The sequence below is a fragment of the Bacillus sp. FG16 genome (genome assembly GCF_057809515.1).
In genome coordinates this window covers 1-15,218 of sequence record NZ_JBMDKC010000069.1, presented here as the reverse complement: position 1 = coordinate 15,218, position 15,218 = coordinate 1, and the positions used below count along the sequence as shown (strand labels likewise).

The following is a 15,218-nucleotide window of genomic DNA, read 5'->3' as shown; positions in this document are numbered from 1 at the left end:
CTATTTTGAAAGAACATATATATACATTAAACATTTCAGATGAACATCCAAATAGCATTACTTTACCTTACGTTTTTTCTATTACGCCACCTATTACATCCCTCTCCTTCGGTATACGTCACATTGCAAGTGAAGAGGTGAAAATTCATTATTCCTTTACTCGCGAAATTATTATCGGAAAACATATTGCCGAAAAACTTTTACTACCTCAATCAACTACTATTCATGCATTCACACAAAACCAAACAATTATTTTCGGACCATTAATCGGCATTTTTACAACTGGCTTTAATGTTGATTCTTCTAACCCTTTAGGAAATCGTTCAATTGCTCTCAGTGAGTTGTTAACACCACCATTCTCATTACGACCGTTCGTATTCGTCTTTGGCGTTCAGCATATAAACTGGGAAGAAGAAACGATTGAAGGTTATTTCTTTCAAGAGAAACAATGGATAAAGAAAAAGATCCCTTTACCAAATGTTATTTACGATCGATTACCGAATCGACAAGCAGAAAATTATAAACCGATCGTCAGAGCAAAAAGAAAGTTAGAATATGACTACTCCATTCCATGGTTTAACCCAGGATTTTTCAATAAATGGGAAGTTCATCAACTTCTTATAAAAGACGAATCAATTAGACACTTATTACCAAACACAGAAGCATTTCAGCATTTTGAACAAGTAGAACGGTTTCTTGGCACGTATAAATCTGTGTATATGAAACCAATACACGGGAGCTTTGGTAGAAATATTCATCAAATATTTTATTCTCAAACAGAGAATTGCTACTACTGTCGTTATCGCGAAAATGAAAAAAATAAACTGAGAAAGTATCAATCATTAGAAACTCTTCTAAACCACGTATTAAAAGGACATGATTTAAAAAAGTTTATCGTACAGCAAGGTATTTCATTACTTCGCTTCGATGGGCAACCTGTTGATTTCCGCATTCATACAAATAAAAACCATTTCGGTAATTGGATAGTTAGTGCAATCGTCGCCAAAATCGCCGGCAAAGGCAGTTTAACAACGCACGTAAATAGCGGCGGTGATACAAAATTGCTACAAGAGCTTTTTCCAGATTCAACGAAACAAGTTCAAATTGAAAATAAATTAAAACATACTGCCTTACAAATAAGTTACGCGCTCGATGAACAAGTAACCGGAAATATTGGAGAAATCGGTTTTGATATCGGTTTAGACACAAAGGAAAATCCGTGGCTCTTTGAAGCTAACTCTAAACCTGGGCGAACTGTATTCCAAGATGAAAAATTAAAAGAACAAAGTGAAATGACGCGCCAATTATTTTACGAATATGCCGTCTACTTAACTGAACATTCTTTACGTGATACAAAAGAAAAAATGTCTCAAATCAAATCCGGGACTTCATCAAACACCGAACATATCCCTTCTCCTATGATTCACTCACAAATACAAAAACAAAAACTTCCACCTAGATAATAAGGTGGAAGTTTTCTATTTACACAAGTTTCACTACAACCTCAGTTTCCACGTTACATACTCCGCAATAAAAAATATGATTGCAATATTCATTTGAATTATTATGCGTTAAACCATCTACTGCACTTAATAATTCTTGATCCATATAGGCACTATAATCGTCTATGTAATCTACAGACTTCCCATAATCTTGGAGTATACTTTGGCAATTTTGACAAGAATATGTTTGTGATTCTAATGCGTTGCAAAGCGGGCAAATCCCCATCATGATTCCTCCATACGTTATCGTTTAAAGCCTCTCTTTTTTAGATTGAAGAGAGCACCTACCCATGCATAGGAGCGGTCACTCCATCCCTACTTAAAAATAGAACTATGAAGTTGCTACCGATTTCATTTCAATAAATCATAAATAAGAAGCTAATGATTGACCTACAAGTAGCAGGCTATAATGAGAAAATTATATTTAATATCCTCCTTAGTTTGGCCTGTTTTCTTAAAAATACAACGATTACTCTTATTTCATAATTTACGAAATCAATAAGTTTTTTACAAAATTTACAAATTATTATTTTGTATATCTTTCTAGGTAACATCCATACTATGAGTACAAACTTAATTACCGATGGATTAGCGCCAACCGGGGCGATAATCTGGTTCAACTCCAGCTAGTCCAACCAAAAAAATTTTTCTAACTCTAAGGAGGATATATTCCTATGGCAAACCAAAGTTCTTACAATCAATTAGTAGTACCAGGTGCAACAGCTGCAATCGATCAAATGAAGTACGAAATCGCTCAAGAATTTGGTGTACAATTAGGAGCAGATTCTACGGCTCGCGCTAACGGTTCAGTTGGTGGAGAAATTACAAAACGTCTAGTTGCAATGGCTGAGCAAAGCCTTGGCGGATTCCAAAAATAAATATATATGGCAAAAAGGTCTCAGGGCATATACCCTGAGACCTTTCTTAATTTACTGTAACATTTGTAAAAACTTTTTCGTGCGTTCTTCTTTTGGATTTGTAAATACATCTTCTGGTGTACCTTGTTCGACAACAACACCACCATCCATGAAAATAACACGGTTGGCAATTTGATGTGCAAAACGCATTTCGTGCGTTACAATAACCATCGTCATGCCTTCTTTAGCAAGTTCTTTCATTACTTTTAAAACCTCTTGAACGAGTTCAGGATCAAGCGCTGAAGTCGGTTCATCAAATAGTAACACTTCTGGCTCCATCGCCAGCGCGCGCGCAATTCCAACGCGCTGTTGTTGACCACCTGATAATTGGAACGGATATAAATCCACTTTATCTGCTAAACCAACTTTTTCAAGGAAATAGTTTGCTTTTTTCTTTGCTTCTTCTTTCCCCATCTTTTTCACTGTAACGAGCCCTTCCATTACGTTTTGAAGTGCTGTTAAATGAGGGAATAAGTTATGATGTTGGAACACCATCCCCGTTTGTGTACGAAGACTTACAATATCTTTCTTCGATACTTTTTGAGAGAAGTTAAGCTCTTTATTGCCGATACGAATGTTACCGGCGTTTGGCGTTTCTAGTACGTTAAGACAACGTAAGAATGTCGTTTTACCAGATCCAGATGGCCCGATAATAACAACAACCTCACCTTTCTCAACTGATAAATCTATATGCTTTAGTACGGTATTATCTCCGAAACTTTTTTGTAAATGTTGAATTGAAATCATAAAAACAAAAACTCCTTTTGTAAAAGGATTATTTTAACGTATAGCGTTCTGAACGCTTTTCTAACATCTGTTGTACGATTGATAATAAGAAACAAATAACCCAATAAATAAGACCTGCTTCAAAATAAACAATTAAAAACTCGTAGTTCATCGCCGCAATTTCCTGCGCTTTTCGGAACATTTCTGTTACTAAAATTAACGATGCTAATGAAGTATCCTTCACTAAGCTAATAAATGTATTTGAAAGCGGCGGGATTGATACACGCGTCGCTTGTGGTAAAATAACACGTTTTAACGCTTGCGGGTATGTCATCCCAATTGTGTAAGCTGCTTCCCACTGCCCTTTCGGAATTGAAAGGATAGAAGCACGAATAATTTCAGATGCATATGCACCGACATTTAATGAAAATCCAACAACTGCTGCTGTATATGGCTCAACTTGAATGTTAAGAGTTGGAAGACCATAGAAAATAATAAATAATTGTACAAGAAGTGGCGTTCCGCGAATGATAGATACATAGATACGAGCAATCCATTGTAAAATACGACTACCTGAAATACGTGCGAGCGCTGTTAACGTCGCCAGTATAATCCCGATAATAAATGTAATAAGCGTTAATGGAATTGTTGTAAAAACAGCTTCCTTCAGCATAGGCATGAAGGAAGACTGCATAATATCTATCCAAGTAGACAATCGATCTGAAACTAATGCACTACTTAGATACATTTTCACCGAACCATTTTTTCGTTATTTTGTCATACGTACCGTCTTTTTTCATATCTTCTAACGCTTTATCTACTTCTTGTACAAGCTTATCGCTACCTTTACGGAATAAGAATCCACTTTGTGAAGCTTCTTTTTCTGTATCTACAATTTTAATTTTTGCATCTTTTTTCGTTTCTAAATAATTTAATACTGATAACTTATCATTAATTGTAAAATCAACGCGTCCTGAAGCTAATAATTCTGCCGCTTGGCTAAATCCTTCTACACCTTCGATTTCTGCACCGTTTTTCTTAGCGATATCTGCATAGTTACTCGTTAAAGATTGTGCTCCTTTTAACCCTTTTACATCAGCAAATGTAGCAGGCTTATCTTTATCTTTTGCGATAACTAATGCCGCTGAAGATGAAATGTATGGTTTAGAGAAATCGTATTTCTTTTGACGATCTTCACGAATACCAACTTCGTTTGCAACCATATCGAAACGTTTTGCATCAAGACCAGCAAGTAAGCTATCCCATTGTGTTTCTTTAAATACAGGTTTTACACCTAAACGTTTTGCAACTTCTTCTGATAGTTCAACATCGAATCCAGTTAATTTATTGCTTGAATCGTGGAACGTAAATGGTGGGTATGTACCTTCTGTACCAATTACAAGTTCACCGCTTTGTTTAATCTTTTGTAACGCGTCTTGACTAGCTGTATCTTTTTTCTCTTCTTTACCGCAGCCGGCTACAATCCCGATCGCTAATGTAGTTACTGCAAGCACTGAAAATAATTTCTTCATGATAGTAATCCTCCAAGTATTCTGATAGGAATTTAAAAACTATATTGATTGTATGCAATCTTGAACAATTTTTCAATGAAAATGTTCTTATTTAGTTTATCCTTTTTCTTCATAATCAAACAAAAGGGAAAAATACCCCTACATACAAAAAATAAGTAACATTTTTAAATATAGCATTTATAAAGAAAAAGGTAAAACAATACTTCTTATTTAACTGCCCTGATTCACTAAAAAAGAACTTGCAAAAATCACAAGTTCTCCCCCATACCTATTAAGCACTCTGATTGCCTTCTATTTGCGTTTTATACATATCATAATAACGCCCACGCTTTTTCATTAGTTCATCATGAGAACCTTTTTCTAAAATCGTTCCTCTATCGAGTACAATAATTTGATCTGCGCTTTTAATTGTTGAAAGACGGTGCGCAATAATAAATGTCGTTCTTCCTTTTTTCACAACTTCTAGTGCTTGTTGAATCATCGCCTCTGTTTCTGTATCAATACTAGACGTTGCTTCATCTAGAATTAAGATAGCTGGATCAAAAGCAAGCGCCCTAGCAAACGAAATAAGCTGACGTTCACCAGTGGAAAGCGTACTTCCCTTTTCTGTAATTTCTTCATTTATATTGTTCGCAAATCTTTCAGCACCAACATCATGCAATGCTTTTATGATACGCTCTTTTGAAATTTTTTCGTTTTCTAAGCTTACATTGGAAGCGACCGTCCCGCTAAATAAAAACGGATCTTGCAGTACGATTCCCATATGCTCACGAGTTGCTTGTTTCGGCATTTCTCTTACATCGTGACCGTCAATCGTAAGCTTTCCTTTTTCAAACTCATAAAATTGAAAGAGTACATTCATAATGGAGCTTTTTCCTGATCCCGTATGACCAACAAGCGCTACCGTCTCGCCTTGTTTCGCTTCAAAAGAAATATTTTTTAGCACTTCATCTTTTCCATTATAAGAAAATGATACATTATCAAATTTCACATTTCCTTTTAAACGAGGCATACGTTCTTCTTCTACCGCTTCCCCTTTTTCCTCTAACAATTCAAAGACACGTTCTGATGCAACGCGCGCTTGCTCTAAGTTTGCAAGCTGATTCACCATATTCGTAATTGGCGAGAATAATCGAGTTAAATAATCAACAAACGCATACAGTACCCCAAGTGAAATAATACCTGTAGCACTTAATGACGCACCACCGAAGTACCAAATCACACCTGTGAAAGCAATATTTCTTAATACAGATACTAAATTGTGCGAAGTTGCTGCATTTAAATTCAAGATTTTATTTTGATACTTAAAATAATCGCCATTTAATTCTTCAAACTCTTTTTTCGTTTCACGCTCTTGACGGAACGCTTGAATAATTGGCATCCCTTGAATGGATTCATTCACCGTTCCGTTAATATCGGATAAACGTGAACGCATTTTATGATTGTATACAGACGCATACTTTCTATAAAGAATTGCCCAAACGATTAAAATTGGGATAATTAATAAACATAATGAAGCGAGCTTCACATCTAATAAAAATAGCGCAGCGAATATCCCAATAATATAGATGATACTAGAAACGAATGTTGCCAGCACCGTTACATATAAATCACGAATGGCCTCTGTATCATTCGTCACACGCGAAACAATTTTCCCTGCCGGTAAATGATCAAAGTACCGAATTGGCAACGTTTGAATATGAGAGAAAACATCCTCCCTCATAATTTGAATAATTTTGTTCGCTGCCTTCTGCAAGAAAAACTGCTTTCCGTATGCAAATAATGATACGACTACTAATAAAGCGAAATAGCCACCACCAAGTAATAATAGACGGTTTATTTCTGGTTTATAAAACGCAAACACTTCTTCTTTCGTTAATGCCTTCGCTTTATACACTTGCACTGCCTTACCATTTTGAACGGTAATCATATCACCTTTTACAGTACGTGACCCTTCAATATTCACTTTATTCGGTACAAAATAATATTGAAAACCGACTTGCATCACACGTACTTCTTTACCTTTTGTCTCACCTTGTTCAAAGCGATCACTTCGCTTATAAAAAGCGCCATTATATGAAACAGCTTCTTCACTCTTTTCTGTTTCATACCAAGGTTTCTCTATCCCGACGATATGATCATCAATCATCGTTTTAGCAACGAAAGGACCAGCAAGCTCTGCGATGACGAAAATAAATAACATTAACATCGCAGCAAAAATCGTCCCTTTCACTTTCATCGCATATTGAAATAATCGTTTTGAAACGCTCATATTTTCACCCCACTATCCGCACTTTCACTTTCACCTTGTTGTCTTTCAAACTGCTCAGCATACCAGCCTCCGCTTTTAATAAGCTGATCATGCGTACCCTCTTCCATTACTTCACCTTCATCCATAACGAGAATCCAATCCGCATGTTGTACGGCAGATAAACGGTGCGTCGTAATAATCGTCGTTTTCCCGCTTCTTTCTGTTCTTATATTTTCAATAATCGCTGCTTCCGTACGAGCATCAACAGCTGATAAAGAATCGTCCAAAATTAAAATTTCTGGATTTTGAATAACAGCTCGCGCAATTGAAATCCTTTGTTTTTGTCCTCCTGATAAAGAAACACCCTTCTCTCCAACGAGCGTTTCTAACCCTTCTGGTAAAAACTCTAAGTCTTTTTTAAACGCAGCAATTTCAATCGCTTTCTCGAGTTCTTCTTCAGTCGCTTCCCTATTTCCGAATAAAATATTTTCTCGCGCTGTTTTTGAGAACAAAATATGTTCCTGAGGTACATACCCAATCCACCCGAGTACATTTTCATTCGTCATTTTATCTAATGTCACATCAGAAACTGCAATATCTCCATCTCCCAGCGGATATTGGCGAAGAAGTTGACGTACAAGCGTCGTTTTCCCACTTCCTGTTTTTCCGACAACCCCAAGCGTTTCTCCTTGCTTTAATGTGAAAGAAACTTTCTTTAAATTTTCTCCAGTTGATGAAGGGTATGAGAAAGACACATCATCAAACTGAATATAATCCGGCTCTTGTACAAGCTTTGGATTTTTCGGATCCTTTACATCCGGTTCATACGCTAACGTTTCATTCACACGGTCAAGCGAAGCATTTCCTCTTTGCATAACATTAATTAGTTCACCAATTGCAAACATCGGCCAAATCATCATCCCTAAATACACGTTAAAAGAAACGAGTTCACCAAGCGTCACCTTTGATTGAAATACAAGGTATGCACCGTACACTAAGCCGATTAAATAACTAAGACCAACAAGCATTTTCACAGTTGGTTGGAATAATGCATCAATTCTCGCTACCTTCATGTTTTTTTCGTAGACGTCATCTCCTAAATGATGAAATCTTTCCTCGTCTGCATTCTCTTGTACGTATGCACGAATAACGCGCACACCAGCGATTGATTCAAGCACTTTATCATTCATATCACCGAATGCATCTTGCGCAACTGTAAATCTTTCATGCAATTTCTTTCCATATATATTCATCGCATACGCCATAATTGGAAGTGGGATAAGCGCTGCAAATGTAAGCTCCCAACTAATTGTAAATCCCATCATAAAAACGATCGTAAGCATGTATAAACTAGAATCTACAAGCGTTAATATACCAAAACCAGCTGTCATAGCGATTGCTTTTAAATCATTCGTTGCTCTCGCCATTAAGTCACCAGTACGATTTTTTTGATAAAAAGTCGGCGTCATCTTAAGTAAATGCCCCATAAATTTAGAGCGCATCGTTTTCTCAAGTACAAATGCACCGCCAAACAATTGATGTTGCCATACGAAAGTGAGGCCATATCCAACTACCGTAACCCCAACTAAAATAAGAATAGACTGTATAATTGCTTCGTTTGATAACGTTCCTGTTTTGATATTATCTATCGTAACCCCTAACACTTTCGGGGGAATGACTTCAACTATATTTACAATTAAAAGAGCTCCAATGGCGATACTATATCTCTTCCAATGCTCCCTAAAAAACCATTTTAACTTTAGTAATACTGATAACAATGTAACCTCTCCCTTCTCGTTCTCGTTTACCTCTCATTTCTTTATCCACTATCCAGACCCATCACATTTACATTTCGTAACCCATACAATCTCATCACATTTTTCCACCTTCCAAAGTTTTTTATCGGAACCAAACAAGGGAAAATAAACAAAAAAAAGCATACCGCCGCTTGACGATATGCACAGGAATGCATAAAAGCGTACGTTACGATATACGCAACGTACGCTTTTTATAAGACAAAGATGCCCTATATATCCGTACGGGTTGCGTAATGATATGAATGTTTTCTGCCATTTAACAGAGCTAAGCCCATTACATTTACGATTACAATCATTACGCACACCCCTTTCATTTATTTTCCATTTATAATCTTACAACTTTATTGAGTATTCTGTCAATTATTTTTTTACAAATAATATAAAATACACGACAATCATAAAAATGATAAGGATGCATGATACGATAAATTAATTTGAAATAAGGGAATATTCCATAAGAAAGGGCATACAAAATAAAAAAAGAATAAGAAATCGTTTTCACAAACATTTCATTTGAAAAATGTGATCAAACCCCCTACAATCACCTTATACTCACTCTTACAAGTTGCTATTTTAGGAGGACTAATCATGACAACTAGCAATACGTACAAATTTTATTTAAACGGAGAATGGAGAGAAAGCTCTTCAGGAGAAACAATTGAAATTCCATCTCCATACTTACACGAAGTAATTGGACAAGTACAAGCAATTACTCGCGGAGAAGTAGATGAAGCAATTGCATCTGCAAAAGAAGCTCAAAAATCATGGGCTGAAGCTTCCCTACAAGATCGCGCAAAATACTTATATAAATGGGCTGATGAGCTCGTAAATATGCAGGATGAAATTGCCGATATCATTATGAAAGAAGTCGGTAAAGGCTATAAAGATGCGAAGAAAGAAGTTGTTCGTACAGCTGACTTCATTCGTTACACGATCGAAGAAGCTTTACATATGCACGGAGAAAGCATGATGGGCGATAGCTTCCCTGGCGGAACGAAATCGAAACTTGCGATCATCCAACGCGCACCACTTGGTGTTGTATTAGCAATCGCACCATTTAACTACCCAGTAAACTTATCTGCTGCGAAACTTGCACCAGCATTAATTATGGGTAACGCTGTTATTTTCAAACCAGCAACTCAAGGTGCAATTAGTGGTATTAAAATGGTTGAAGCACTTCACAAAGCTGGCCTTCCAAAAGGTCTTGTAAACGTAGCGACAGGACGCGGTTCTGTAATTGGTGACTACTTAGTAGAACACGAAGGCATTAATATGGTATCGTTCACAGGTGGTACAAACACAGGTAAACATTTAGCGAAAAAAGCTTCAATGATTCCACTTGTATTAGAACTTGGTGGTAAAGATCCTGGTATCGTTCGTGAAGATGCTGACTTACAAGATGCTGCAAACCATATCGTAAGCGGTGCATTCTCTTACTCTGGTCAACGTTGTACAGCTATTAAACGTGTACTTGTACACGAAAACGTAGCAGACGAGCTTGTTAGCTTATTAAAAGCGCAAGTAGCTGAACTATCAGTTGGATCTCCAGAACAAGACAGCACAATCGTTCCATTAATCGACGACAAGTCTGCTGACTTCGTTCAAGGCTTAGTTGACGATGCTGTTGAAAAAGGTGCAACAATCGTTATCGGTAACAAACGTGAGCGTAACTTAATTTACCCAACATTAATCGACCACGTAACAGAAGAAATGAAAGTTGCTTGGGAAGAGCCATTTGGCCCAATCCTTCCAATCATTCGTGTTTCTTCAGATGAGCAAGCAATTGAAATTGCTAACAAATCAGAGTTCGGCTTACAAGCAAGTGTCTTCACAAAAGACATTAACAAAGCATTTGCAATTGCTAACAAAATCGAAACTGGTTCTGTTCAAATTAACGGACGCACAGAGCGCGGCCCTGATCACTTCCCATTCATCGGTGTAAAAGGTTCAGGTATGGGCGCACAAGGTATTCGTAAGAGCCTTGAGTCTATGACACGTGAAAAAGTGACTGTATTAAACTTAGTTTAATCTTATATGTAGAAGCTGATCTAGTTTTAGATCGGCTTCTTTTTATGCTAAAATCTTATTCGTTTTTAATCACAAATTCTTCTCTATAATCTGATTATTACTATATCCATTGACGTATAAAAATACATTTGTTACTCTTAAAGACGTTAATTTAATATTTAAATCCTCATTCGTATCTCGGTGAGGTAGAGGTTGCAGTCATTAAGAGTATCATTTCAGGAGATGTAGTGGCATTGATGAAGGAATGAGAAAGGAATGGTTGCCGAAGTAAGTCGTGTCCACCATGCACGCTTGCTGGGTCTGCATTTAATAAGTGCAGAACTGTCACAAACGTTTCGTTTGTGGAGAGCTATCGAGAGGTATGTCGTGGGTTTCTTATAAGATAGAAAGCATGTAGCGGCAGATTACGTGCTTTTTTTGTTTTGTTTGGGACTTCTCTTCTCTACTAAGAAGACATACATATCTCCTCGCTTGACTTGGTTATACTAACTTTGGAGGTATTTTCTATGCAACAAAAAAAATGGGGCTTTTGGGTACTAACAGCTTTCGTTGTCGGTAACATGGTTGGTGCTGGTATTTTCATGGTGCCAAGTACGTTGGCACAAACAGCAAGCCCACTCGGTGTCACTTTAGCTTGGTTAACAACAGGGTTTGGTGTTTTAATGCTAGCTCTTGTTTTCGGTAATTTAGCAATTCGTCGTCCTGATTTAACGACAGGACCACAAAGTCATGCATATGCTTTATTCTCAACACCAAAAAAGAAAAAAATGGCTGGATTCAGTATGGTATGGGGATATTGGGTTGCAAACTGGGCAAGTAACGTTGCCATCATTACATCATTTGCGGGATATTTATCACTCTTCTTCCCAATTATGAAAGATACGCGACTACTATTTTCAATCGGTTCTTTTAACATAGAAGTCGGAAAACTAATTACATTTACGATTTGTTCCATCTTACTTTGGGGAACTCATATTATATTAACAAATGGTGTAAGCGGAGCTGGAAAACTAAACTTCTTAGCAACAACAACGAAAGTAACTGGATTCCTTTTATTCATCGTCGTTACGTTATTTGCATTCGAAGCTTCTAAGTTTGGACAATGGTACACGCCGATGATTGATAAATCAGGTGTATCACATGGTCTTCTTTCACAAGTAAATTTAGCTGCTCTTACAACGCTTTGGGCGTTTATCGGAATTGAATCAGCCGTTCTTTTATCAAACCGTGCTGTTTCTCCAAAAACGGTAAAACGTGCAACAGTTGCGGGATTACTTATTACAGTTGCGATTTACTTAGGAATTACAATTTTAACAATGGGTGTACTTCACGTTGATAAATTACAAGCTTCTGAACGTCCATTAGCAGATGCATTAAACGCTGCAATGGGTCATGGCGGCGGGAAACTGATGGCATTACTTGCTCTTACTTCCCTGTTCGGTTCTATCTTAGGCTGGATTTTATTAAGCTCAGAAGTACCATATCAAGCAGCAAAAGAAGGTTTCTTCCCTTCCTTCTTCACAAAAACAAATAAAAAAGGAAGTCCAATTTACTCATTACGATTAACAAACATTATGTCGCAAGTGTTCCTATTCTCAACATTATCAGGAACCATTGCGGAAGCTTATACATTCGTTATTACCGTATCAACACTGGCCTACCTCATTCCATATCTCGTTTCACCAATCTTCCAGTTAAAACTAGTCGCAACTGGTGAAACATATAAAAATGAAATGCGGGCAAGAATTACAGATGGCATAGTCGCAGTGATCGCACTTTGCTACGCACTATGGGTTATTAAAACGGGGGCATCCGATATAAAAACGTTCCTTCTCGGAATTGGTTTATTCGTAATCGGATTTGCCTTCTATCCATTAATGAATCGTGATCAGAAAAAAAATAACGAAAAGAAAAACGAGCAAGTTGCATAACGCAATTTGCTCGTTTTTTCTTTTGTAAAACATATATAATAGAACAAAGAGGTGAAAAACATGTCAATCGAATCGCTATGGAGCAGTCGCTTCCAACAACATATTCAAAATATCATTACATACTTTGCACGTATGATTAACGGTTTACTATATAGCTTTATCTTTATTTCATGCATTGGTGCATATTATTATGCTCAGTTTCTAAAAGCATCTCCTTCTAAAGGAATATCTTTAATAATTATAACGATTGTACTTACGTTCATTATAACTAGATGCCCTATCCGTACATTTATTCAAAAACCTGATGCTGTCTATTTGCTTGCATTAGAAGAGAAATTAAAATCCTATTTCAAAAAATCTCTTCTATATAATTATATCATTCAGCTTTTCCCATTATTATTTACGTTCCTTATTCTCGTACCACTTGCACTGCAATCATTGCAATTAACTGTACCTTTTTTATGTACAATCTTTATCGTGTTAATGATTACGAAAGCTTGGAACATGTACATACATTGGATGTGGCGTGATAGTCACGACAAAAACATATGGCTGATCATCCGTATTACTTGTAACGCCTTAATCATTTACATGCTGTTTTATTCCGCAAATGTTCTCATATTGGGTGGATTACTCTTACTACTTGCTTTCCTGCTTGTATACACGAAAAAACAGCCTACAAAACGAATACCGTGGGATTACATAATCGAGCAAGAAGAAAAAATGAACGTTCGTTTTTATCAATTCGCTAGCATCTTCACCGATGTTCCGCAACTGAATAAACAAGTAAATAAAAGAAAATGGCTTACAAATTGGATTGAACCTTTATTACATAAAAAAAGAGCAACTTTCTTCTATTTACATACATTAGCATTTTTACGTGGGAATGATTATTTCGGTATATATATTCGCTTAGGATTGATCGGTGCCTTCGCCTTATATTTTATACCAAACATATACGTAAAAGGTTCTATCGCTTATATCGTCTTATATATGATTTCTATGCAGCTTCGTTCGCTGTGGAAATATTTTTCAGGAAATATTATTGTAGCATTATATCCAATCCATACCGAAGAAAGAATGAAGCAATTTCTTAGCTTAATTTTCATATTGCTAAGCATTCAACTCATTGTTTTTTCAAGTGTTATACTCCTTGCTACAGGTCAATTACTGCATACTTTGCTTATTATGGTAATCGGGGCAATCTGGATCAAATTTATTATTGTACCAAAAACGAAGCAACGTATTTCGTCGTTTTAACGAAAAAGAGGCTGCAAATAACAGCCTCTTTTTTTCGTCCCAAAATTTCTAATCACTTTTCATAGTCATTTTTCATATAGTGAAAATGACTATATAATTCCTATCTATAAGTTAAATAATGATTTCGCACATATAAACAAAAAAGATGGGAGCCTAACTATGAACAATAATCCACCTTCTCCGCCCCAAGACAACTCCGAAAATAATAGCCGTGACATTACACTGCAAACATTACGAGTCATTGGACTCATCGTACTTATTAGTGGTTATATCCTCGTTGCTCTCTCAGAAGTAGGTGAGCTGAAAACCTTATTAACAAATCCGAATGCTAACCCTGATTTGGCTGAAGTTGATCCGTTCTAAAAATTATATAAAAAGCGAGTCCCAGTATAACTGGTTCGCTTTTATATAGTTTCATCCAATTTGAGAAACATTTCTCTCATCCTCATACTTCTCTTTCCCTATTGCCTTCATAAATAGTAAAATACTGCTCATACCAACGATAAAGTACAGAGCACTCATGCCCCAAGATGCAATAAATGAACCTAGCATAACACCTAATGCCCCGTTCATTTTTGCAACTTGAAAGACCATCCCGTTAATCGCCATATAAGAACCTCTCGCCTCATTTGGCACCATATCTGCCATAATAGATTGACGCACTGGCACATACATCATCTCGCCTACTGTTTGGAAAAGCCCTGCAATTAATAAAATCCATAAACTATTGCTCGTTCCGAGTATTGTAAATCCAATTGTATAAATGAATAAACCTACATATAAGATTTTCAAATCGTTGAAGCTTTTCAGCATTTTTATAAGAAGTGCTGAACATAACACAACTAAAATTGTATTCTCCGCTGAAATCCAGCTCAGCATTCGAATACCCGTTAAATCAAACGTAACACCATTACCGAAGAAAAATTGTACTGTTTCAAATTCCTTCTGCAAACGTACCCCTAAATAATTATTAATTTGAAACTCTAACGATAATGTACATATACTCGCTGCACAAAAAATTAAAAACGCTCTATCTTTCATTACGACTTTATAACTATCTGCCATATCTTTTAATACATTTTTCTTCTCTACTGTTTTTCTCGCTACATACACCTCTTCCATATATACAGCCATCACATATAAAGTCATAATGGCAACAAGTGTTAATACGATAAACAATTGTAGTCTATATTTTTCAAATATATAAGTTACGTTTAATATTTTAACAATTGTTCAGTTCCTAACCTTTGAAGC

The 15,218-nt window shown here is 36.4% G+C and carries 12 protein-coding genes, 1 pseudogene and 1 riboswitch; of the genes and pseudogenes, 6 read left to right on the top strand and 7 right to left on the bottom strand.

The genetic code is table 11. From position 1 onward, the window contains the following. The first annotated feature begins 5 nt into the window (after nucleotides 1–5). Nucleotides 6–1,463, top strand: coding sequence for a YheC/YheD family endospore coat-associated protein (locus ACODS7_RS21925; RefSeq protein ID WP_243168518.1), 1,458 nt, complete (start codon nucleotides 6–8; stop codon nucleotides 1,461–1,463). Between the two features lie 19 nt (nucleotides 1,464–1,482). Here ACODS7_RS21925 and ACODS7_RS21920 read toward each other — a convergent pair whose 3' ends face one another. Continuing rightward, complete coding sequence (locus ACODS7_RS21920; protein WP_000510474.1) at nucleotides 1,483–1,728, bottom strand: hypothetical protein; 246 nt, start codon at nucleotides 1,726–1,728, stop codon at nucleotides 1,483–1,485. A 448-nt stretch (nucleotides 1,729–2,176) separates the two neighbouring features. Here ACODS7_RS21920 and sasP point away from each other — a divergent pair, with 448 nt between their 5' ends. Continuing rightward, a complete protein-coding gene (sasP, locus tag ACODS7_RS21915) occupies nucleotides 2,177–2,380 on the top strand; it encodes a small acid-soluble spore protein, SasP family (protein ID WP_000013349.1) in 204 nt (67 codons plus the stop codon). A 51-nt stretch (nucleotides 2,381–2,431) separates the two neighbouring features. Here the strand turns inward: sasP and ACODS7_RS21910 are convergent, their stop codons facing one another. From ACODS7_RS21910 to ACODS7_RS21890, 5 genes are all read right to left on the bottom strand, one after another. Beyond that, on the bottom strand, nucleotides 2,432–3,166 hold the full coding sequence (locus tag ACODS7_RS21910; protein WP_243168517.1) for an amino acid ABC transporter ATP-binding protein: 735 nt from the start codon (nucleotides 3,164–3,166) through the stop codon (nucleotides 2,432–2,434). Nucleotides 3,167–3,194: 28 nt separating this feature from the next. Continuing rightward, nucleotides 3,195–3,893, bottom strand: coding sequence for an amino acid ABC transporter permease (locus ACODS7_RS21905; RefSeq protein WP_016082715.1), 699 nt, complete (start codon nucleotides 3,891–3,893; stop codon nucleotides 3,195–3,197). After that, nucleotides 3,880–4,677: an amino acid ABC transporter substrate-binding protein gene (locus ACODS7_RS21900; RefSeq protein ID WP_016082716.1), complete on the bottom strand. Its 798-nt coding sequence runs from the start codon at nucleotides 4,675–4,677 to the stop codon at nucleotides 3,880–3,882. Before ACODS7_RS21900 ends, ACODS7_RS21905 begins: the two co-directional genes overlap by 14 nt. Before the next feature lie 271 nt (nucleotides 4,678–4,948). Continuing rightward, nucleotides 4,949–6,949, bottom strand: a complete 2,001-nt coding sequence (locus ACODS7_RS21895; RefSeq protein WP_243168516.1) for an ABC transporter ATP-binding protein — start codon at nucleotides 6,947–6,949, stop codon at nucleotides 4,949–4,951. Further along, on the bottom strand, nucleotides 6,946–8,706 hold the full coding sequence (locus tag ACODS7_RS21890) for an ABC transporter ATP-binding protein (protein WP_029441703.1): 1,761 nt from the start codon (nucleotides 8,704–8,706) through the stop codon (nucleotides 6,946–6,948). The genes ACODS7_RS21895 and ACODS7_RS21890 overlap by 4 nt, the downstream gene beginning before the upstream one ends. A 627-nt stretch (nucleotides 8,707–9,333) precedes the next feature. Between ACODS7_RS21890 and gapN the strand changes: the two genes are divergently transcribed. From gapN to ACODS7_RS21870, 4 genes are all read left to right on the top strand, one after another. Then, nucleotides 9,334–10,773: an NADP-dependent glyceraldehyde-3-phosphate dehydrogenase gene (gene gapN, locus ACODS7_RS21885; RefSeq protein WP_000213634.1), complete on the top strand. Its 1,440-nt coding sequence runs from the start codon at nucleotides 9,334–9,336 to the stop codon at nucleotides 10,771–10,773. 178 nt (nucleotides 10,774–10,951) lie between these two features. Then, nucleotides 10,952–11,133: riboswitch (Lysine riboswitch) on the top strand. Nucleotides 11,134–11,279: 146 nt separating this feature from the next. Further along, nucleotides 11,280–12,704: an amino acid permease gene (locus ACODS7_RS21880; protein ID WP_016082719.1), complete on the top strand. Its 1,425-nt coding sequence runs from the start codon at nucleotides 11,280–11,282 to the stop codon at nucleotides 12,702–12,704. A 60-nt stretch (nucleotides 12,705–12,764) separates the two neighbouring features. Beyond that, complete coding sequence (locus ACODS7_RS21875; RefSeq protein WP_243168515.1) at nucleotides 12,765–13,964, top strand: ABC transporter permease; 1,200 nt, start codon at nucleotides 12,765–12,767, stop codon at nucleotides 13,962–13,964. Between the two features lie 159 nt (nucleotides 13,965–14,123). Beyond that, nucleotides 14,124–14,327, top strand: coding sequence for a hypothetical protein (locus tag ACODS7_RS21870; protein ID WP_001063856.1), 204 nt, complete (start codon nucleotides 14,124–14,126; stop codon nucleotides 14,325–14,327). A 51-nt stretch (nucleotides 14,328–14,378) separates the two neighbouring features. On the opposite strand, the pseudogene ACODS7_RS21865 reads toward ACODS7_RS21870, so the two are convergent. After that, nucleotides 14,379–15,167, bottom strand: a pseudogene (locus ACODS7_RS21865) (MFS transporter); the annotation flags it as partial. Nucleotides 15,168–15,218: the final 51 nt, after the last annotated feature.